This window comes from Microbacterium marinilacus, assembly GCF_019753765.1.
In the GTDB taxonomy this organism is placed as follows: domain Bacteria; phylum Actinomycetota; class Actinomycetes; order Actinomycetales; family Microbacteriaceae; genus Microbacterium; species Microbacterium marinilacus.
The window spans coordinates 25,457-46,175 of the sequence record NZ_JAIJZW010000008.1; the positions used below are offsets into that span (position 1 = coordinate 25,457).

The window sequence follows — 20,719 nt, forward strand, 5'->3', positions numbered from 1 at the left end:
CGTGCTCATGGCTGGAGACAGCACCACGATCGACTACGACGAGGTCGAGACGCAGATCGAACTGATCGGCAGGATCGCCGACGACATCGCGACCGCGAAGTCGAGCCTCACCTCGGCGCTCGACGCGCAGGACTCCGCCGCGTGGACGGAGGAGGGAGCGCCAGCCCAGTTGCACTGGACGCTCGTCAATGAGGCCGGTCACTATCGGCGGTATGCGCTCGACACCCTGCAGGGAGCGCTCCGAGACGCCGCGGAGAACCTGCAGCGGACCATCGAGGAGTTCCAGGAGCAGGACTCCGAGCGCGCGCAGCGCTACCTGGCGGCGATCAACGGCGTGCTGGCGGATCTGCCGGAGTCGAGTTCGCCGTCGTCGCCGGCCACTACGCCGGCCACCACGCCGGCCTCGTCCGGCACCACGGGGGACTCGCCGTGGGTGTGAGCGGAGCGACCGCGGATCGCGGTCGGCAGCAGGGAAGGAACTGAGATGGGCCAGTACATGGACCGCCTCGCGAGGGTCGTGCAGGCGGCTCACGAGGGAGCGCAGACCCGTGCGTACATCGGCGACAACGCGCGCACCGTCTCGGAGGACATGAGGGCGTCGGCCGACCAGGTCCACAGCGCGCGCAACGTCGAGGGCATCAGCGGCGAGATCGGCAACGTCTCTCGCGAGCGTCTGCTCGAGATCGCCAGCGAGGTCGAGAGCGAAGCGAACAAGATCCGCACGATGCAGGAGGCCGCGGGTGCGGCGAACGTCGCGTTCAACGAGGCGGCGTCGGCAGCACAGGAGCTGCCCGGTCTCGACCTGAGCCCGGGACAGCAGCAGACCATCGAGATCGCGGCGAAGACTGGCGCGACCGTGCTGGCTGGACCGCTCGGCTACGTCGCCGCCGATATCGCGGCCGACTGGTTCTTCGGGGAGAACGAGAAGGCGCGTGAGGAGACCGCGCGTCAGATCCTCGAGGAGATGGACGAAAAGATGCAGGCGGCGAACGACAGCGTCGATTCGCGTCCGATCAGAGACTTCCCCGGCTCGACTCCCCCGCCCCCGCCTGACTACGACTCGAAGCCGCTTGCCGTGCCGACGGGTGGCCAGACCACCGGTTCCGACACGGGCGCATCCCCCGGCGGCCCGACCATGCCGACCGGACCCAACACTCCCGGAGGCGTGAACCCGGGCGGCAACCCGCCGGTGTTCCTGCCTCCGCCGCCCCCGCCGGAGACAGGCGGCGACATCCCCACCCCGAATCTGCCTGGCGGCGGAGGCGGTGGTGGCGGTGGTGGCGGCGGCACGACGCCGACCTGGCCGGGCGGCCCCGGCACCGGCCCCGGAGGCGGCGGTTCCGGCCCCGGAGACACGGGCATCTACACCCCGTCCCCGTACGTGCCCGGAGGCCCGGGCGGCGTCGGCGACGTCGACGCCCCGAACATCGACGGCGGGATCGGCGGCCCCGGCGGCCCCGGCAGCGGTTACGCGCCGGGATCGAGCGGCGCGTTCGGCCCCGGCGGATCGCTCGGCACGGGCGGATCCGGCGGCAGCGGCCTTGCGGGCGGAGTCGCCGGCGGCATCGGCGGTGCCGCGGCGCTGGGCCTCGGCGGCATCGGCGCGGCGAAGCTCGGAGGTGCGGGCGCACTGGGCGGTGCGGGCGGTCTCGGCGCCGGTCTCCGCGGAGCGGGCGCCGGGGGAGCAGGCACGGCGGGCGCCGGCAGCGCTGCCGGCGCGGGCTCCCGCGGTGGTGTCGGCGGCATGATGGGTGGCGGTATGGCCGGCGGTGCCGGCGGCGGCGACAAGAAGAAGCGTCGCCGCGGCAGCGAGCTGTTCGCCTTCGAGGTCGACGACGAGGAGCAGATCGGCGACCTCGGCGCCGCGGGACGCGCGGGCGTCCGCGACGGCGGCGAGAAGGACGACCTCGGCTGGAACTGATCCGTCGAGAAGCCGTCGGGGGCCGGAGCGAGCGATCGCCCGGCCCCCGACGCATGCCACGGCGTCTCCCTTGCGGACGCCGCGCATCCGTCCGCACAGGTCGCACACACGCGAGAGAGGGCCGGGAGACGACATCGTCCCCCGGCCCTCATGCCGTGCGGCAGTACGTCAGGCCGTGGGACCGGGCCAGCTCCCCCCGGGGAAAGCCCGGTTGTTCCTGATGGCGCTCGTGACGGTCGTCATCATGTCTGCGGCGGCGTTCTGCGCCTCGGTGATGACCATCACCAGCGCGGCCACGTCAGCGATGTACGCCGTGACGAATGCGGTCGCGGTGAGGATGCCGGCGGGGATCGTGACCACACCGGCGCACTCGGCGATACCTGTGATCACGCCGGCGATCAGCACGACACAACCCAGCGCGAAGCCGATCCAGAAGGCGACGATCGCGTCGGCGAACTTGTTCAGCTCTTCGTCGATCATCACGCACCGGCTGTAGACCTCGTCGACTGCCGGTCCCTGCAGCTCCACCCGAGCCGCGTACGCCGTGTACGCGGGACCCGTCCAGAGTCCGTTCGTCGGCAGCGCCGCCGCGGGGCAGACAGTCGACGTCTGCGTGGTCGCCGGGTCGCCGACTGTCGTGACCCAGCTGAGTCCGACTTCGCGCAGCCGTGACGGGTCGCCGACCCAGCGGAAGATCTCCGCGACCTTCTCGGCGATCTCCATCACACCGTCGAACAGCTTCTTGACCAGCGCGAGTGCCTTCTCGATCGCTTTCTTCAGCGGGTCGATCACGTCGGAGGGATCGGGACAGTACGGGATGTCAGGCCCCGTGATGAGCGAGTTCACATAGCTGATCGCGTTGTCGATGATCGACGAGATCGAGTCGACCTTCTCGAAGACGTCCTCGAGATCGCGGCGCGACTGGGACACCTCGCCGGCATTGTCTCCGCCCGAGCTCGGTCCGCGTCCCGTGTGAGGGGCTTCGCCGCCACGGGACGGCGGCGTGTAGGTGCGCGGCGGTGCGGGCGTGTCGGGCGCGCGCCGGAACGTCGCCGGGATCTGAGAGACGCCTCTCACGACGGTGCTGATGACCATGAGTGCTCCTGACTGATCGTGACTCAGACCGGCTCGGAGCCGGTCCGCGAGTTGTGGATGTGGATGTCCCGGTCGTCCGCGCCGTCGGCAGCGTCGCCGCCCTGGACGGGGATGTCGTCCGCCGTCTCCGGACCGGCGACGGTCGCCGCCGAGTCCGCGCCTGTCCCTGTGCCCGTGACGGGCTCGGTGGGGACCGGCTGCGGCTGACCGTCGGCGACGGGCGCGTCACCGGGAACCGGACCGGGGTTCGTGTCGTCTGCGGTGCTGCCGTCCGCAGAGCCCCCGGCGGCGGTGTCGTCCTCCGCCGTGACGCCGCCGGTCGTGCCCTCCGGCGAGGTGCCGTCGTCCGAGCCGGTCTCGGTCTCGGTCCCAGTGTCGGTTCCCGCGGGCTCGTCCGTGCCGGCGTCGTCGCCGCCGGTCGCGTCGTCCGTCCCCGCAGCCCCGGCACCGTCCTCGTCTGCCCCGGTCTCGCCCGTCTCGGAGCCGTCGGCGCCGGGCTCGGTGTCGTCGGAGCCGGGCTCGGTGTCGTCAGACCCCGTCTGCTCGACGCCCTCGTCCGTGCGCGCCCCGGCGCCCGCCGGGTCGGTCGCCTGGTCCTGGAGCTCCGACGCCTGCTTGCGCAGCTCTGCAGCCTCGTCGCGCAGTTCTGCAGCCTCCTCGCGCAGGTCGCGGGCGTCGTCGCGCGCGGCCTCGGCGTCCGTCCGCGTCTCCGCCGCCTGCGCGCGCAGCGCCTGCGCCTGCTGGCGCAGCTCGGTCGCCTCCGCGCGGTGCTCGACCGCCTGAGCCCGCAGCGTGGTCGCCTCCGCCCGTGTCGCCTCCGCGCCCTCCGTGTCGCCGCTCTCCTCGAGCTGCGCGGCGCGCTTGTCGGCCTCGGCCGCCTTCTGCTCGTCGGCGATCGCCGCGTCCTCGAGGGACTGGGCTCGGGTGTCGAGCTTCTCGGCCGCGTTCTCTATGTCGGCGGCCTGCCGCTCGAGCTCGTACGCCTCGTCGTCCGAACGATCGGCCTCGCGGTCGACCACGTCCGCGCGCTTGTCGATGGTGTCGGCGCGGTCGTGCAGCTCCTCGACCTGCTTGAGCACGGGCCCCGACGCGCTTCCGTCGACATCGCCGTCGACGCCGACGTTCTCGTCCGGCAGGTCCGGTTCGGCCAACGGCGCGCCTCCGCCTCCGCCGCCGCCCATCTGCTGGCCCGTGTTCGCGCCGGTCATGCCCCCGCCGACCGAGCCGCCGCCCCCGCCGCCGCCCCCGCCGCCGGTCTGACCGGCGTCGGTGCCCTGGCTCTCCGGGTCGCCGATCTGCCCCTCAGCGTTGCGGTGCTGGCCTGCCGACGCCTGATCGGCGCGGTCGTAGTCTTCAGCCGTCGCGCGCAACTCTGCCGCAAAGGACTCGTGTGCAGGCGGCACGCTCGCGAGGAGCTCCGTCATCGCGCTGTAGAAGTCCTGGTACGCCGCGGCCGCCTTGCCACCCACGAACGAGAAGGCGGAGGCATCGATCGTCAGCCCCTGCGCCGCGCTCGCGATCTGCGAGTATCCCTCGCCCGCCGTCTCCCAGAGATCGGCGTCCTTCCGGATCGCATCGGTATCGACATCGAACTCGTCGCTCACGTTTGCTCCCTCGTGCCTTAGAGGATGACGCCCATGCGGCGCATCAGCGCACGCGGGTCACCGGTGAGATTCCGCGCCTCTTGCAGGCCAGGGAACCGTTCGTCGTCGAAGCCGTTCTCCGCCGGGTCATCGCTCCCAGACGACCGGAGGGCGTCGACGAGTGCACGCTCGATGGCACCGTCGGTGGCCCGCTGCAGCCAACGTGGGTCGAGGACGATGCGCGAGATCGATGATCCGGTGCGCACGACGGTCACGGTAGCGTCCGGAGAGCGCGTCGCCGACTCTCGCTTGCCGCGCGCTGACATCTCCGCGTCGAACGCGTCGACCTCCGCGTGCGCTCGCCGGGCAAGGTCGCGCAACTCGTCCATGGCCGCGTGGGCCCGCGGCGTCGTCGGATCGCCGAGGGTGACGGGCGGAGCTGCTGCCGCGGCGGGGGAAGGCGAGCCAGGGTCCTCAGCCGGCAGAGCGGTGGCCCACTGCTCCATCTGTCGCGTGGTGGCGAGCACATAGGTGAACCGAACCGCGTCTCCCAGCAGATCCTCGCCCAGCGCGTCGCGCCACCCCTCATCGAGCTCGATCCCTTCGACAGCTCCTGCGGCATCGAGGGTCACAGTGACGGACTGGCTCGCGTCCGAGACCGTCACTGGCGTGCGCTGAGCGGCTGCCGACTGCAGCTCGCCGGCGAGCGCGGTCAGCTCGTGCAGCGTCGACTGCAGGTCGTTCACCAGATCACCGAGCGACGGTTCGCTACGCGTGTTCATGTGCACCTCTTCCCTGGCCGCGGCACCTGTTCGGCCACCGCGGGGCTTCCCCGATCGTATGAGCGTCCGCCCCCGCGTGCGTAGGGGAGCGGTGCCCACGCGCGGATGCGGGTGGTTCTGACCGGGCAGTGCGATGGGCAGGCGTCAGCGGGAGCGCGAGGCGCGCCGACGCACGTCGCCGAGGCGGCCGACGAGCAGGGCGATGAGCGAGGCGGCGCCGCCGATGAGAAGCGCCCAGCCGACCGCCGCACGGGCGGGATCCGCGGGGTCCGCCGGGATGTCGAGCCCGATCGGGTCGGGAGCGGTGCTCGTCTCCGGCGCCGGGCCGTGCAACGGGGAGGCGGGTCCGGCGAGGGTGCCGTCGTCCACGAGGTTCAGCGCCTCGAACGGCCGCACCTCTCCCCAACCGGTCGTGTCGGCGCGACTGCGCGGATCGGAGCGCTGCGCCGACGCCATGATGCGGAAGGCCCATTCGTCTGGGCCCTCCTCGGGATGCGCTGCGGCGACGAGCGCCGCGACTCCGGACACCAGGGCGGTGGCGTAGCTCGACGAGGGGGATTCGGTGTTGACCACGCAGTCGCCGCCGGAGATGAACGCCGACAGCATCGACTGCCCGGGAGCGACGACGTCGACATGCTCGCCCCGGAACGAGGAGGACGCGTCCCACTCGCCGTCCGACGTCACCCCGCTGACGGCGAGTACTCCGGGCAGCTGCGCAGGGTAGAACTCCGTGGGCGGGTTCTCGGCGTCGGCGGTCTTGCGGTTGCCGGCGCTGGCGACGACCAGCGCTCCCTGCGACCGGGCGTGCTCGACCGCGCTCACCAGCGCGGGGTCGGCATCGCCCATCGACAGCGAGACGTTGATGATGTCGGCGCCGTGGTCGGCGGCCCAGCGGATGCCGGAGGCGATGCCGTCGGCGCTCGGCGCGGCCAGCCCCTCGCGTTCGGCGGTGTCGGCGTCCGCCTCGTAGACGCGCACGGGCATGATCTGCGCCTCGGGCGCGACCCCCACCGCGCCGGAGCCCTCGACCCGGCGGGCGGCGATGAGGCCGGCGACGAGCGTGCCGTGACCGTAGACGTCCGCTCCCGCGTCGCCGCCGGAGAACGTCGTGGTGCCCTCCGTCAGAGCGGAGGCGAAGTGCGCGTTTCGCGCCTGCACACCGGAGTCGACGACGGCGACGACGACTCCGTCGCCGCGGGTCACCTCCCACGCGCTCTCGAGGCCGAGCCGGTCGACCACGTACGACTCCTCGGGCACGAGCACCCGCTGGCCGACGTCGCAGCCCTGGCTCGCCTGCGCCGGGCGCGGCGCGGCGCTCGCCGCGTGGGCGGGCGCCGGCTGGAGGGCCGTTCCGCCGATCGTGAGCGTCGCGAGGACGAGCGCACCCGCCAGCCGCGTGCCGGCGCGCCGAGTCATGACTCCGGCACGATCGCGCCGAGCGCGAGTCCCCGGTTGAGCTCCGGCCCCGTCTCGAACAGCGTCACCCAGGCCGGCGGCACCGCGGTGAGCGTCTCCTCCGCATACCCGAGCAGGGCGAGGTCTTCGGCCGTCGTGACGGGGAAGAACAGGCCGTTCTCCGAGATGAAGCCGTACGTGCGACCGCCGCCGGTGCCCTCCGCGGCGACGGCGACGCCCGCGCCCGGATCGACCTGGGCGCCGGGGCCGAGGCTGTCCGGTGTGCGGCTGACGGTGACGACCGGGCCGTCCTCGGTCGGCTCCATCCGCACGCAGGACGCGTCCGTCCCGGCCGACGGTGCCAACGCGGTGGGCCAGTCGGACGGGATCAGGGCGGAATCGGTGTCGATCAGCGGGCTCGCCTCGGCCGCCGTGATGCTCGTCGGCTCGGCGACGAGAGCCGAGTCGACGAACGCGTCGAGCAGTGCCCGGGAGAAGTCGTCGACCGGCACGAGGCGGCCGCGCGTCGAGACCACGTACTGTCCCGTGGCCTCTCCTCCCGCGGTCGTCTGCACGAGCTGACCGATCTGGAGGCCTGCGGAGCCCGCGGCGCCGGGCGCGGCGTCGCCCGCGCCCTCGAGGGCCAGTGGCCGCAGCGCCGAGCCCTCGTCCACGAGGTTCAGCCAGGCCGCCGGCGCGACGGGAGCGGCCGCCGGGTCGTCGACCTGCAGCAGGACGTTCGCGATCGGTCCGATGTCCTCGGGAACGACCTCATATCGCGTGTCGCCGGTCACGTAGAAGTACCGGTCGTCCCCTGCGCGGACGAGGGTCGCCAGGGCCTCCCGAGGCGGCACGGCCTGCGTGCTGACGCGAGTGGCCGTCGCGCCCTCGGTCTCGGGTGCGACGCAGGACGTCCACGCGCCACCGATCAGTCGATCGGGCGCGGGCAGGGCGTCCGGCGCGCCGTCGATGCCGCGCGGGGTCGCGTCGCGCGGCATGCCCTCGAGACGCGCAGCGGGTGCCTCCAGCACCTCCGTCGTCGCCGTGATCAGTCGCGCGCTTGCCAGGTTCTTGACCGGATAGAGCGTGCTGCCGACCACCGCGTAGCGCGTTCCCTCGCCCTGGACGACGACGATGGACGCCTTCTCCCAGCCCGCGGGCAGCGTGCCCGAGAACGTGCCGATGAGCATCGCGACCACTGCGGTGACGATCGCGAGCCCGATGCTCAGCAGGACGCCGCGCAGCGGCTTGGCGGGTGCCAGCTCCCGACCGCCGGGCGCGCCGCTCGTGAACGCGGTCAGCAGCCTCCGGCGGCTGAACACCTGGGCCTGGATCAGCTCCTGCTTCGACGCCATCGGGTCAGAACCACTCTCCGACGACGAGGGCCAGGGGCAGCAGCAGCGCGATGGTGAGCCACTCTGCCGGGTCGGCGGCGCGGGCGAGCCCCAAGCGGTGGCGCGGCTCGAGCAGCGTGACGACGATCACGACGGCCGCGATGATCGCGAGCGCCGCGATCATCCACGTGCTCCACCCCGGATGGACGGTCACCGCGGTGATCACCGTGAGCACGATGCCGCCGAGCGTCGCGCTCGCGACCGCCAGGATGTCGGCGCGCGAGAAGACATGGCGTGTGCCGAGCAGCATGCCGACGTAGGTGGCGGCGGTGAGGGCGAGGCCGAACGGCCCCGATGCGACGACGGGGATCGTGGCGACCAGCACGACGACGCAGATCGCGATGCGCAGGGACACCTGATACCGGTGGCCCCGGGCGAAGTGGGCGGCGACGTCGGCCGGCGAGATGTGCTCGGGCGCCGCATAGACCTCCGAGTCGTCGCGCGCCGACGCGACCCGCAACGGAAGCGCGGCCAGGGCCAGCCACGGCACCCCCAGGCCCGCGATGCCCGCGAGCGCCATCGCAAGCGCGAGGGCCGCGTGGACGGGCACGCCGAGCATGCCGATCAGCACCCCGACCACTGCGAACAGCAGGCCCGCCGAGAGCGGGATCAGACCGTACTCCCGGGATCGGGTCGCGGTGAGCATCCCCGCGGCGCCGACGAGGGCCGCCGCGGCGCCCGCGAACGCGACGGGAAGACCCCAGCCGGGCAGCTCGCCGAGCGCGGTGAAGCCGGCCGCCGCGGCGTGCAGCGCCGCGACCTGCACGAGAGCGACGGGCGCCTGCACCGGGGCGGAGCGCCGGTCGAGCACCATCGCGCACGCGAACATCACGATCGCCGACAGCGCGGCCGCCACCGGGACGACGAGGGTCGGGGCGGCGGCGTAGGCGAGCAGCGCGGGCGCGAGGGCGATCGACAGCAGGATCGCGCTCGCGGCCGTGGCGGTCGTCGCCGTGTCCTGCGACGACCACGGCTTCGCGCGCTTCTCGACGACGTCCGCCACGGCCTCGACGAGGTCGTCATAGACCTTCGGCGGTGCGTCTTCCGCCCCCGACTCGAGCGAGAGCACGTCGCCGTCGTCGATTCCCTGTGCGACCAGGGAGCGCTCGCCGTCCAGCACGTGACCGTCGGGGCGCACGAGACGGTATCCGCCCGGAGCCTGCAGCGGATCGAGCACGTTCAGCCGCCGGGTGAGGGCGGGCAGCAGCTCGACGAGCGGCACTCCGCCGGGCAGCCCGACGTCCGCGCGCCTTTCGCCCCACTGCACCGACAGTCGCACCAGCTGCATCGCCGACGCGGACGTCGTCGTCGCCTGACGCGCCATCTGCTCCCCCTTCGCGCCGCCCCTGCGCCCTCAGTATATTTACGCGGCGGGCAGCGGCCGGCGCCCGATCGTCGGATGGTTCCCCGCCGGTCTGCGGGTGGGGACCTCTCACCCGGGCACCTCTTGCCGGGGGAGCGGTGCCCATAGGAATCGCGGGCACCTCGCTCATAGAGTGTGAGACGTCGCCGGAACCACCGGCGGGACGATCCGCGAGATGGATCGATCACTTGGGGGAACCCATTGACATCGGGAGGTGACCGTGGCTACCGAAGAAGTCAGCGCCGCGGATGGAGCGATCGAGCGTGGAGCGAAGATCGTCTCGGACAGCAAGATCGCTCTGAACACGGAGATCCAGTCGATCGAGTCGAAGCTCGCCACGATCGGGGCTCAGTGGCAGGGCCAGTCGGCGGCGGCTTTCCAGTCGCTCATCGCCGCCTGGCGTGACAAGGCTCGCAAGATCACCGGCAACCTCGACGCGTTCGAGGAGAACCTGCGTGCGTCGCAGACCAATTACTCCACTTCTGACGACACGTCGAAGTCGAGCTTGACCCGGCTCCAGGGCCGCCTGGGCTGAATCGAGGACTGATCATGGGATTCAAGGTCAATTTCGCCGGGCTCGCCGCCGCGGCCGACGACATGAAGAACGGCGCGGTCAGGATCGCGACCCGGCTCGATGACATGGACCAGGCGCTCGCCCCGCTGCGCTCCGACTGGACCGGTTCGGCTTCGGAGGCGTACGACATCGCCAAGAAGAACTGGACCGAGGCGCTCACGGACATGAAGCTGCTGCTCCAGGACATCAGCGACCAGGTTCGTCGCGACGGTGAGGACTTCCAGGGCACCGAGAACCGCAACAAGCAGCGCTGGGAGTGACGCTCCCCGGCTGACGCGCGAAGCGGGCTCCTCCTTCCGGAGGGGCCCGCTTCGTCGTGTGATCAAGTGGCGTGGCGCGGGCGCGGCTCACCGCCGCCCGCCGCCGGCGTCGGGGCCCGCGTGGCGAGCCAGGTGGCGGCAAGCGCGACGACGATGCCCGTGATCGTGGCGACGCCGAGCGGCTCGCCGAACATGGCGGCACCCCAGAGCGCCGTCGCCGGGGGGACCAGGAACATCAGGGAGTTGACGCGCGTCACCCCGATGCGGCGCAGCAGATACCAGTACAGGCCGTACCCGCCGAACGTGGACAGGACGATCAGCCAGCTCAGCGCGACCCAGAACGACCCCGTCGAGGGGGGGAACGGCGGTGCCGGTCGCGAGCGCGAGGGCGGTGAAGACGACCGCGGAGGTCGTGCAGTGGATGGCGAGCGCCCGCAGAGGCGGGAGCGCCGTCTTCGATCGCCGCTCGAGGAGGGTGGCGAGGACGAGGCTCAGCATGCCGAGGAACGGGACCGCGTAGGCCCACAGCGGGGCGCTCGTCGCCGGCGACGCGGCATCCGCCCAGGTGACGACGATCACGCCGACGAGCCCGAGCATCAGCCCGATCCACTGCCTGCCGCTGACGGCGACGCCGAGCAGCGGGCCGACGAGCGCGGCCATGACGAGGGGCTGGATGCCGTCGATGAGGGCCGTGGTGCCGGTGCTCACGCCCAGCCCGATCGCCCAGTAGACGGTCAGCAGATAGCCCGACTGGGACAGCGCGCCGATGACGAGCTGACGTCCGAGCTCGGCGCGGGACAGCGAGGCGCGCGTTCCGCGCGACAGCAGGATCGGCGCGAGCGCGAGGGCGAGGGGCAGGAACCGCCACATCAGCACGGTCGTCACCGCGGCGTCGGAGGCGCCCAGCTTCGCTCCGATGAAGCCGGAGGACCAGCACAGGACGAACAGTGCGCCGAGGCCGGAGGACAGGAGGGCGCGGCGGGTCGATAAACCGATCGGTTTACTCATGCACCCGACTATACCCATCGGTATAGTCGGGTGCATGAACGACGTCGTGATCGACTGGACGCCGAAGGCCAGGGCGGTCCTGGCGGCGGCGGACGAGCTGTTCTACGCCCGCGGCATCCACGCTGTCGGCGTGGATGCGATCGCCGAACGGGCGGGCGTCACGAAGAAGACGCTGTACGACCGCTTCGGGTCGAAGGAGCGCCTCGTGGTGGAGTACCTCGCCGCGCGGGATCGAGAATGGCGGGACTTCCTCGCTGCACGTCTCGGCCCCGCCGGGGACGATCCGCGGGCGCGGCTCGTGGCCGTCTTCGACGCGTCGGCGGCGTGGGCGGCCGATCGGAGCGGCAAGGGCTGCTCGATGATCAACGCCCATGCCGAGATCAGCGATCCCGCCCATCCCGCCTACGCGGTGATCGTGGGGCAGAAGCGCTGGATGCGGGAGCTCTTCGCCGGCATCGTCGCCGACACGTCCCTTCGCGGCGTCCCACGGGCGCAGGAGGTCACGGACGCCGTCCTGCTGCTGCACGAGGGGGCGCTGGTCGCCGACGGCATGGGGATCGTCGAGCGTCCGTTCGAGCGGGCCCGCGAGACGGCGCTCGGACTGCTGGCCGGCTGAGGCGCCGCGCTCAGTCCGCGTTCGTCACGACCTCGACGGTGCGATCGCCGAGGAAGATGCGCATGCCGGGCTGCACCGTGATGCGCTGATGCGGTGTCAGGGGCCCGCTGCGTCCGTCGGCCAGCCGCAGCATCGAGCCGTTGCCCGAGCCCAGGTCCTCGAACCACAGGGTGCCCGCGGACACCCCGAAGCGGGCATGGGTGCGGGACATCGATCGATCCGGATCGGGCACGGTCACGAGCAACGAGTCTCTGGGCGCGCCCTCGGGGGCCCGGGGCGACCGGCCGATGTAGCCCGCGCGGTCGATCGGCACGATCTGCCCGTCCTCGAGGCGGAACGCCAGCAGAGCCGCCGCCGGCTGCACGAGAGGCGGTGCCACGGTGGCGGCCTCGACGCCGCGATCCGCAGATGCGCTCGGTGCCTCGGGCTGAGGGGACGGAGCCCGGGGCGGGGTCGGCTCCGGGGTCGCCTGCGGGATCGGCTGGGCGACGGCAGCGGGCGCCGCCGGAGGCGCGAGCGGCGTCTGCTGCGCGGCTGCGCGGCGAGACATCACGTCCCCCACGGCGGGCGAGGCGGCAGCGGGCGCAGCCGCCGTCACCGGCGGGATGTACGCGCTCAGATCGGCGACACGGCCGGGAGCCCCGGACGACTCTGCGCGCCGGATCGCGCGCACGTCGATCACCTGCGCGTCGCTGATCAGGTCGTGCCAGGCCTGCTGACGGCCGCGCATGTCGCCGGCCGCCGTCCCGAGCAGCAAGAACTGCCCGAGGCCCAGCAGGTGCGAGGCGCCGAACATGAGCTGCCGCGGCAGCAGCCGGATGACGCCCACCGTGACCGGTGTCCCGGCACGCACGGTGCGGATGCCGAGCGCGAGCAGCCCTGGCGTCGCGCCGGCATGTCCCTCCCAGATCACGAAGGCGACGACGACCTCGAACGCGACGACGGCGGTGAGGACGACCGAGCGGGTGAGAGCGAACACCGCCGCGGCCACGACGAGCACGATCGCGAGGTCGATCACGTAGGCGAGCATCCGCTTGCCCATCCCGGCCGGCGGGTAGCCGGCGGCGGGCGGCGGGGGCACCGTCGTCATCCGAGACCTCTCATCAGGGCTTCCACGACGCCCGAGCCGTACAGCAGCGCAGCCGGGGCCAGCGCGATGAGCGTCCCCTCGACGATATCGCCGGTGCGCGACCAGCCCAGCGAGCGCCAGCCCTTCGCCGTCGGCAGGATCGTCGCGGCCACCCCGGCGCCCAGCACGAGCAGCGCGAGGGCCGACAGCAGCGGTGTGAACGGGAGCGTCGCGCTGAGGTGCACCGCGACGGCCACGAGAGCCGTGACCCCGCCGAGTCGCGCGGCGCTCTTGGTCACACCGGCGCGCAGGCCGCGGGCCGCCAGCACGAGGAACGCGCCGACCCCTCCCGTGCCGCCGACGAGGCACCAGCCGGCCACGGTGCCCGAGGGCGCGAGCAGCATCAGCACCACCGCGCTGACCGCCACCGTCGCCGACAGCAGCGTCGCGGCCGCGTCGCAGCGTCGCCACGACTCCGCGAACGACCTCTCCACCGCTCGGCGCCGCACCGGACGCGGCGACCGCGACGGCGCCGTGCGCACGCCGGGGGCATCCCGGATCAGGTACGGCATGTCCAGCAGATCCTCGTCCTCGACCGTCGTCGCGATCGACGTCAGCGCCCGGAACAGCGGAGCGGCGGTGCCGAGCAGGAGCGCGGGAGCGACCACGGCGGGCATCTCGGTGACGAACGACAGGGAGAGCACCAGCGCCACGAACACCCACAGTGCCGCGGAGATCCCCGTGACGGGCTGCACCCGCTGGCCCCTGAGGCGGGCGACGCCGTGCCGCACGCACGCGGCGGTCGCGGCGGACACCGCGCCCACGGCGACGACGGCCCCCGGGAAGCCGGTGGAGGCGGCGGCCGCGGCGCCGGCGGCGAACGCGACGACGGGGGCCAGCATGGCCGGAAGATCGGCCTCGGCGGTCGACGGGTGCAGCAGGAGGGCCAGGGCGCCGAGTCCGAGCACGCCGGCGGCGACGATCGCGCCCAGGCCAGACGGGTCGATCAGCGCCGCCGCGGTGACGGCCGCCGCGACGGCTGCGAGGCCCGCCGCCTGCACGCCGACGTGCGGGCTCGCCGCGCGCCGCGCGTCCCGCTGTGCCGCGGCGGCCGCCCGCGCCGACGCCGCGGCGGCGTCGCCGTCGAACAGCCACAGCAGGGAGCCGTCGCGCATCCGCTCGCCGACCGCCTCGTCGAGGTCCAGCAGATCGCCGCCGGCGCTCATCACTCCCATACGGCTCGGGTCGACGCCCGACGAGGTGAGCACCTCGCGGACGGTGGCGTCCACGGGCACCGAGAGGTCCCGGCGGCGGCCGGAGCCGGCCAGCACGAGCCGGACGCTCGATGTCGGCATGTCCCGTCCCCTCGGCTGCGTGATCCGCTCGGCGGCGACTTCTCATGTGCGATCGTAGGTGTCGATCGCAGGGCGCGGGGCGCGGGCCTCATAATATTGCACGGTCGTCGAATCGGGGGAGAACAGGCGCATGAGCGAACTGCAGGCCACGCGCCGCCCGCCGCAGCCGCCGCCCGGCGGACAGCTCGTGCTGCAGCCCCCGCCCGAGCTGCCGAAGCCCGAGGGCACGTCGAACACCCTGATGATGGCGCTGCCGATGCTCGGCAGCATGGGATCGATCGCCTTCATCTCCTTCTCGCAGGGCGGCGACCCGACACGCACCTACCTCATGGGCGGTCTCTTCCTGTTCATGGCGCTGTCGATGGTGGGCGCGAACATCTGGCGGCAGAAGTCGCAGCACTCGCAGAACGTGCTCGACACCCGACGCGAGTACCTCACGTACCTGGCCGAGACACGCGACGCGGTCAGAGAGGTCGCCCGCCGCCAGCGCGCGTACTCCGACTGGATGCTGCCCGAGCCGTCGTCCTTGCCGTTCATCGCCGAGGACGGCTCACGCGTGTGGGAGCGGCTGCCCGACCAGACCGACCTGCTGATGGTCCGGATCGGCACCTCGACCCAGGCGCTCGCCCTCGACCTGGAGGAGGCCCCGGTCCCCGCGCTCGCGCAGCTCGACCCGGTCAGCGCGTCCGCCGCGCACCGCCTCGTCCTGACGCACGAGTACCAGCCGGCACTGCCGCACGCCATCGACATCGCCGCCCACGCGCGCATCGAGATCGCCGGGGCCGAGGGGCCGTCGCGCGGTCTGGCGCGAGCGATGATCGCGCACCTCGCCACGTTCGTCGCCCCCGAGCAGCTGCAGATCGGCGTGCTCGCGTCGCCCGACAACCTGCCTTACTGGGAGTGGGCCAAGTGGCTGCCCCACGTGCAGTCGCAGCGCGAGCGCGACGCCGTGGGGCCGGCGCGCAGGATCGGCGAGACGTGGGCCGACATCGAGGGGCTCGTCGGAGACGTGCTCGACCGGGGGCGCTTCGAGCCCGGGGTGAACCCCACCCGGCCGCACATGCTGCTCGTCACCGACGGCGTCCGGCTGCCCCTCGGGCACCCGCTCGGACCGGACGAGGGTCTGCTCGGCGTGACCGTGCTCGACCTGCCGAGCGCCTGGGACGAGCTGACCGATCCCCACACCTTCCGCCTCCTGCTCGACGGGCGGCCGACAGGTGATGACGAGGACGATGCGCGGGGCACCGTGCGACTGGTGCGGCGCGGAGCCGCCGTCACGACGGTCGTGCCCGACCGCATCGGCATCGCCACCGCCGAGGCGACCGCGCGGCGTCTGGCACCGCTGCTCGACGCCCCGGAGGAGGAGGGCGCATCGACGCAGCGCATGGTCTCGGCGGAGATCACCGACCTGCTCGGGCTGCCCGACGTGCGCGACTTCGACCCCGCCGTTGCGTGGCGGCCGCGCTCGCCCCGGGACCGCCTGCGCGTGCCGATCGGCCTCACCTCGACCGGCCAGCCGATGATCCTCGACATCAAGGAGTCGGCCCAGCAGGGCATGGGACCGCACGGCATGCTCATCGGGGCCACCGGCTCGGGCAAGTCGGAGGTGCTGCGCACGCTGGTGCTGTCGCTGGCGTTGACGCACTCCTCCGAGGCGCTGAACTTCGTGCTCATCGACTTCAAGGGCGGCGCGACCTTCGCGGGCATGGCGGACATGCCGCACGTGTCCGCGGTCATCACGAACCTCGGCGACGACCTCACCCTCGTCGACCGCATGCAGGACGCCATCCAGGGCGAGATGGTGCGCCGGCAGGAGCTGCTGCGCGACGCCGGCAACTTCGCCAATGTCGCCGACTACGAGAAGGCGCGCCTCGGCGGTCGCACCGACCTCGCGCCGCTGCCGGCGCTGCTGATCGTCGCGGACGAGTTCTCGGAGCTGCTGGCCGCCAAACCCGAGTTCACGGAGCTGTTCGTCGCCATCGGCCGACTGGGCCGCTCGCTGCAGGTGCACCTCCTGCTGTCCACCCAGCGGCTGGAGGAGGGCAAGCTGCGCGGGCTCGACTCGCACCTGTCGTACCGCATCGGCCTCAAGACGTTCTCCGGGGCCGACTCGCGCACGGTGATCGGCGTTCCCGACGCCTTCGAGCTGCCCGGCGGCGGCGGTCACGGCATCCTGAAGTCGGATGCCAGCACCCTGACCCAGTTCCGTGCCGCGTACGTGTCCGCGCCGCCGAAGGCGCGACGACGAGCGGCGCGGACCGGCGGCGAGGAGCGCGTGCGCGACATCTCGGTGCAGTCGTTCACGGCCGCGCCCGTGCTGGCCGCGACCGCTCCGGTCGCCGAGGAACCCGAGAGCACGGCCGCCGAGCCCGTCGAGAAGCGCGTGACGTTCGACATCGCCGTGGAGCGGATGAAGGGGCAGGGCCCGCCCGCCCATCAGGTGTGGCTGCCTCCGCTCGAGGTGCCGGCGACGTTCGACCAGCTCTTCGGCGACCTCGTCGCCGACCCCGAGCTCGGCCTGGTCTCGCCGTCCTGGCGCGGCTCGGGCACCCTGCGGTTCCCGCTCGGCATCGTCGACCGCCCGCTCGAACAGCGCCGCGACACGCTGGTCATGGATCTCAGCGGGGCGGGCGGGCACCTGGCGATCGTCGGCGGCGCCCGCAGCGGCAAGAGCACGCTGGCGCGCTCGGTGCTGACGGGGCTGGCGCTCACCCACACGCCGGCCGAGGTGCAGTTCTACGTGATGGACTTCGGCGGCGGCACGTTCACCCCCTTCGCCGGGCTGGCGCACGTCTCCGGCGTCGCGGGCCGGAACGAGCCCGATGTGCTGCGGCGGATGTACTCAGAGGTTCTCGGCATCGTCAACGCCCGCGAGAAGTACTTCACGGCGAACGGCATCGACTCGATCGAGACCTATCGTCGGCTGCGCGCGCAGGGGCGCGCGGACGACGGCTACGGCGACGTGTTCCTCTTCATCGACGGGTGGCCGACGCTGCGCGCCGAGTTCGACGAGATGGAGTACGACGTCCAGGCGCTCGCCGGGCGTGGTCTCACGTTCGGCCTGCACATCATCGCGACCACGAGCCGGTGGATGGACTTCCGCACCGCCATCCGCGACACGTTCGGATCGAAGCTCGAGCTGCGCCTGGGCGAGCCGTCCGACTCGGAGATCAATCGCAACGTCGCGAAGAACGTGCCGAACGCGCGTCCCGGGCGAGGTCTCGCCCCCACCGCCCACCACATGCTGGGCGCGCTGCCGCGTGTCGACGGCAACGGCGATCCGGGCACGCTCGGGGAGGGCGTCGAGGACCTCGTCGCCCAGGTGAACCACGCCTGGCGGGGCCCGGAGGGCCCCAAGCTGCGCCTGCTGCCCGAACTGGTCGAGCTGGACGAGCTGCGTTCCCGCGCCGAGGGTACTCGCCTGTCGGGCCAGCTCCTGCTCGGCGTCGACGAGGCCGCGCTGGCGCCGGTCGCGCTCGACCAGCGCCGCAACCCGCACGTGTACCTCTTCGGCGACAGCGGCTCGGGCAAGTCGTCGTTCCTTCGCGGCATCGCACGCGAGGTGCAGCGCATCGCCACGCCGAAGCAGGCCCAGCTCTTCGTGGTCGACTACCGTCGGGCGCTCCTGTCGGAGATCCCGGAGGAGTATCTCGCGGGCTACTTCACGACGGCGGACCAGGCGACGAGCGAGCTCGCGGGCGTCGCGGAGTACCTGCGCGGGCGGCTCCCCGGGCCGGACGTCACGCCGCAGCAGCTGCGCGACCGCTCGTGGTGGACCGGAGCCGAGGTGTACGTGCTGGTGGACGACTACGACCTCGTCGCCACGCAGTCGGGCAACCCCATCGCGGCACTCCAGCCGCTGCTGGCACAGGCGGGCGACGTGGGCCTGCACGTCGTGATCGCGCGCCGCTCCGGAGGCGCCTCCCGCGCGCTGTACGAGCCCGTCATGCAGACGCTGCGCGACCTGGCGAGCCCCGGCATCATGCTCGCCGGCAGCCCGGAGGAGGGGCCGCTGATCGGCAACCTGAAGCCTGCGGCGGCGGTGGCGGGACGCGCCAAGTTCGTCAGCCGCGACAAGGGGCTGCAGGTGCTGCAGCTCGCCTACGCCCCGCCGACCGTCTAGGGGCCTCGGCGGCACCGGGCAGTTCTGCCCCGGGGCCGCGTGCCCATGGTGGATCGGCGAGGGCGCGTGGAATCGTGAGAGTCGACCCTACGGCCCCGCGCCGGACGGGCAGAGGACGGCGTGCCGACGTACGCCGGTGAGGGAGTGACGATGACCGACGACGCAGCCGCGGCGTATGCCGCGGCGAGGGGCGAGATGATCGCGCGACTCATGGCGGCCGCGGCGCAGTCGGCCCCACGGGTGCCGAGGCGCGGCGAGGGACGCTCGGCGGACGGCGATGCCACCGTGGGTGTGGACGAGCGTGGCTTCGTCGAGCACGTGTCGTTCGGACGCGACATCGCCCGGCTCGACGCGACGGAGCTCGCGGCGGCGACGCTCGAGGCGATCCGCGCGGCGCAGGACGACGCCCGCGGCGACGCGCCGGCGGCCTCCCCGGCCGCGGGCGGCGCCGTGCGCCGGCTGCACGACGACTCGTTCGCCCGCACGGCGGACGAGCTGCTGCGAGGAGCGAAGGGAGAGGGGCGATGAGCACCGACGAGTTCGAGGTCGACTGCGGAGCCCTGAATCAGGGGGCGGCGCTGCAGGAGGACGTCGCGTCGCGGGTCGGCGAGATCCAGTCGGCGGCACTCGCCAGCACCCAGATGTCGCCCGTGGCGTTCGGGATGCTCTGCTCGTTCTTCACTCCCGGCGCGATGGCGCTGCAGGGCATCGCGCTCACGGCGATCGCTGCGGTAGGCGGGGCGGTGTCGGCCGCCTCGGGCGCTCTGCAGGCGTGCGCGACCGACTACCAGACGAGCGACGACACCGCAGAGGCGGGCTACCGTCGGCTGATCACCCGGGCGGAGTCGCCGGTGGGCTTCTCCCTCCCGGGCGGAGGCTCTGGTGTCTGACCTCATCGCGTTCGGGCCAGAGGACGCCTTCCACACCTGGGAGGACTTCTCGACGGTCGAGAGCGGCACCATGACGGTGCTGGGCGCTTTGCCCTTCGGCTGGGGCGACATGACCACTGCGGTCTATAGCTTCGGCAACGGCGACTGGGCCGGCGGGCTGCTGAGCGGCGCGGCTGCGGTGGCCGGCCTCGCCTCGACGGTGGTCGACCCGTTCGGGACCCTGCTGTCGTCTGTCGCGGCGTTCCTGATCGACTACGTGCCGCCCCTGCCGCAGTGCCTGGACCTGCTCGCGGGCAACCCCGCGCTCGTGCAGGGCATCGGCGAGACCTGGCAGAACATCCGCGGCGCGCTCGTCGAGCAGGTCGAGGCGCTGCGTGCGGCGATGGACAGCGCGCTGGCCGGCTGGCAGGGCCCGGCGGCCGACGCGTACGAGCGCAAGATGACGCTGCTCGCCGACATCCTGCAGGGCATCTCCTTCGCCGCAGCCGGCATCGGCGCCGGCTTCGCGATCGCGAGCGTCGTCGTCGAGGTCGTGCGTTCGATCACCCGCGATCTGATCGCCGACCTGATCGGGCGCCTGATCGCGTACGTGATCGAGACCGGAGCGACGCTGGGAGCCGCCCTGCCCATCGTCATCGGGCAGGCGGTCGCGGCGATCACCGACACGGTCATGAACGTGACCAAGCACATGGACGACCTCGTGAAGGTCGTGACCCAGGGAGCCGAACTGACGAAGCAGCTGGGCGAGGCGATGGGATACATCCAGACGGCGATCACCGGGATCCGCGACGGTCTCGGCCAGGCGCAGGCGGTGGCACCGTGAGTCTGCTGCAGGATCCCGAGGAGGCTCGCCGCGTCATCGCGGAGATGCGCGAGAGCGCCCAGAACCGTGCGGAGTCCGCGCGACGCGCGGTCTCGCGGATGTCCCAGCTGACGGCGGAGGCGTGGTCGCCCCGCCGCGAGGTGCGGGTGCAGGTGGATGCGGCCGGGCTGGTGACCGACGTGGAGTTCGCCGAGTGGGCGCCCGGAGAGTCCGCCCTGTCGCTGGCGCGCGCCGTGCAGCAGGCGCACGACCGCGCGCTGCGTCGGTGGGAGGTCGCGATGACGGCGATCGCCGACGACGAGTACGCCGACGACCCCGCGCTGCGCGAGTCGACCATCAGGGCGGCCCGGGAGGCGCTCCCGGAGCGGATCCTCGGAGTCGGCGACGACGAGGAGGACGACGTCCCGCCCACGGACGCGCCCGGCGACGACGGGGGACGTGCGCCGGGCCCCGCGTGGTGACGCTGAC

At 72.7% G+C, this 20,719-nt stretch carries 19 protein-coding genes and 1 pseudogene; 10 read left to right on the plus strand and 10 right to left on the minus strand.

All coding sequences use genetic code 11. From position 1 onward, the window contains the following. The first annotated feature begins 7 nt into the window (after nucleotides 1–7). Nucleotides 8–439 carry a type VII secretion target gene (locus tag K5S26_RS13280; RefSeq protein WP_221858996.1) on the plus strand — a complete coding sequence of 144 codons (432 nt, stop codon included), beginning with the start codon at nucleotides 8–10 and terminating at the stop codon, nucleotides 437–439. Between the two features lie 45 nt (nucleotides 440–484). Then, nucleotides 485–1,921, plus strand: a complete 1,437-nt coding sequence (locus K5S26_RS13285; RefSeq protein WP_221858997.1) for a hypothetical protein — start codon at nucleotides 485–487, stop codon at nucleotides 1,919–1,921. Between the two features lie 168 nt (nucleotides 1,922–2,089). On the opposite strand, the gene K5S26_RS13290 is transcribed toward K5S26_RS13285, so the two are convergent. From K5S26_RS13290 to eccD, 6 genes are all read right to left on the minus strand, one after another. Continuing rightward, the gene (locus tag K5S26_RS13290; protein WP_221859000.1) at nucleotides 2,090–3,016 is read right to left on the minus strand and encodes a hypothetical protein; all 927 of its coding nucleotides are present in this window, start codon (nucleotides 3,014–3,016) and stop codon (nucleotides 2,090–2,092) included. Nucleotides 3,017–3,039: 23 nt separating this feature from the next. Beyond that, nucleotides 3,040–4,620 carry an ICP22 family protein gene (locus K5S26_RS13295; protein ID WP_221859002.1) on the minus strand — a complete coding sequence of 527 codons (1,581 nt, stop codon included), beginning with the start codon at nucleotides 4,618–4,620 and terminating at the stop codon, nucleotides 3,040–3,042. Between the two features lie 17 nt (nucleotides 4,621–4,637). After that, the gene (locus tag K5S26_RS13300) at nucleotides 4,638–5,381 is read right to left on the minus strand and encodes a hypothetical protein (protein WP_221859004.1); all 744 of its coding nucleotides are present in this window, start codon (nucleotides 5,379–5,381) and stop codon (nucleotides 4,638–4,640) included. Nucleotides 5,382–5,525: 144 nt separating this feature from the next. Continuing rightward, entirely contained in the window at nucleotides 5,526–6,797 is a 1,272-nt protein-coding gene (locus K5S26_RS13305) for a S8 family serine peptidase (RefSeq protein ID WP_221859006.1), read from the minus strand. Further along, nucleotides 6,794–8,131: a type VII secretion protein EccB gene (locus tag K5S26_RS13310; RefSeq protein WP_221859008.1), complete on the minus strand. Its 1,338-nt coding sequence runs from the start codon at nucleotides 8,129–8,131 to the stop codon at nucleotides 6,794–6,796. Before K5S26_RS13310 ends, K5S26_RS13305 begins: the two co-directional genes overlap by 4 nt. 4 nt (nucleotides 8,132–8,135) lie before the next feature. After that, a complete protein-coding gene (eccD, locus tag K5S26_RS13315) occupies nucleotides 8,136–9,494 on the minus strand; it encodes a type VII secretion integral membrane protein EccD (protein WP_221859010.1) in 1,359 nt (452 codons plus the stop codon). Nucleotides 9,495–9,747: 253 nt separating this feature from the next. Here eccD and K5S26_RS13320 point away from each other — a divergent pair, with 253 nt between their 5' ends. Further along, nucleotides 9,748–10,068 carry a WXG100 family type VII secretion target gene (locus K5S26_RS13320; protein WP_308122974.1) on the plus strand — a complete coding sequence of 107 codons (321 nt, stop codon included), beginning with the start codon at nucleotides 9,748–9,750 and terminating at the stop codon, nucleotides 10,066–10,068. 14 nt (nucleotides 10,069–10,082) lie between these two features. Continuing rightward, the gene (locus K5S26_RS13325) at nucleotides 10,083–10,367 is read left to right on the plus strand and encodes a WXG100 family type VII secretion target (protein ID WP_246604019.1); all 285 of its coding nucleotides are present in this window, start codon (nucleotides 10,083–10,085) and stop codon (nucleotides 10,365–10,367) included. 62 nt (nucleotides 10,368–10,429) lie between these two features. Here the strand turns inward: K5S26_RS13325 and K5S26_RS19315 are convergent, their stop codons facing one another. Both K5S26_RS19315 and K5S26_RS19320 read right to left on the minus strand, forming a co-directional pair. Continuing rightward, a complete protein-coding gene (locus K5S26_RS19315; protein WP_372454410.1) occupies nucleotides 10,430–10,696 on the minus strand; it encodes an EamA family transporter in 267 nt (88 codons plus the stop codon). Between the two features lie 247 nt (nucleotides 10,697–10,943). Then, nucleotides 10,944–11,411: pseudogene (locus K5S26_RS19320) on the minus strand (EamA family transporter); the annotation flags it as partial. Here K5S26_RS19320 and K5S26_RS13335 point away from each other — a divergent pair. After that, nucleotides 11,410–11,991, plus strand: coding sequence for a TetR/AcrR family transcriptional regulator (locus K5S26_RS13335; protein WP_221859014.1), 582 nt, complete (start codon nucleotides 11,410–11,412; stop codon nucleotides 11,989–11,991). The pseudogene K5S26_RS19320 and the gene K5S26_RS13335 sit on opposite strands and share 2 nt — an antisense overlap. 10 nt (nucleotides 11,992–12,001) lie before the next feature. Here K5S26_RS13335 and K5S26_RS13340 read toward each other — a convergent pair whose 3' ends face one another. Both K5S26_RS13340 and K5S26_RS13345 read right to left on the minus strand, forming a co-directional pair. After that, complete coding sequence (locus tag K5S26_RS13340) at nucleotides 12,002–13,081, minus strand: FHA domain-containing protein (RefSeq protein ID WP_221859015.1); 1,080 nt, start codon at nucleotides 13,079–13,081, stop codon at nucleotides 12,002–12,004. After that, nucleotides 13,078–14,415: a hypothetical protein gene (locus tag K5S26_RS13345; protein ID WP_221859017.1), complete on the minus strand. Its 1,338-nt coding sequence runs from the start codon at nucleotides 14,413–14,415 to the stop codon at nucleotides 13,078–13,080. Before K5S26_RS13345 ends, K5S26_RS13340 begins: the two co-directional genes overlap by 4 nt. Before the next feature lie 130 nt (nucleotides 14,416–14,545). On the opposite strand from K5S26_RS13345, the gene eccCa reads away from it, so the two are divergent. From eccCa to K5S26_RS13370, 5 genes are all read left to right on the plus strand, one after another. Further along, a complete protein-coding gene (eccCa, locus tag K5S26_RS13350) occupies nucleotides 14,546–18,538 on the plus strand; it encodes a type VII secretion protein EccCa (RefSeq protein WP_221859019.1) in 3,993 nt (1,330 codons plus the stop codon). 150 nt (nucleotides 18,539–18,688) lie between these two features. Further along, complete coding sequence (locus K5S26_RS13355; RefSeq protein ID WP_221859021.1) at nucleotides 18,689–19,066, plus strand: hypothetical protein; 378 nt, start codon at nucleotides 18,689–18,691, stop codon at nucleotides 19,064–19,066. After that, the gene (locus tag K5S26_RS13360) at nucleotides 19,063–19,428 is read left to right on the plus strand and encodes a type VII secretion target (RefSeq protein WP_221859023.1); all 366 of its coding nucleotides are present in this window, start codon (nucleotides 19,063–19,065) and stop codon (nucleotides 19,426–19,428) included. Before K5S26_RS13355 ends, K5S26_RS13360 begins: the two co-directional genes overlap by 4 nt. Further along, nucleotides 19,421–20,251, plus strand: coding sequence for a WXG100 family type VII secretion target (locus tag K5S26_RS13365; protein WP_221859025.1), 831 nt, complete (start codon nucleotides 19,421–19,423; stop codon nucleotides 20,249–20,251). The genes K5S26_RS13360 and K5S26_RS13365 overlap by 8 nt, the downstream gene beginning before the upstream one ends. Continuing rightward, a complete protein-coding gene (locus K5S26_RS13370) occupies nucleotides 20,248–20,712 on the plus strand; it encodes a YbaB/EbfC family nucleoid-associated protein (protein WP_221859027.1) in 465 nt (154 codons plus the stop codon). The genes K5S26_RS13365 and K5S26_RS13370 overlap by 4 nt, the downstream gene beginning before the upstream one ends. The last annotated feature ends 7 nt before the right edge of the window (nucleotides 20,713–20,719 follow it).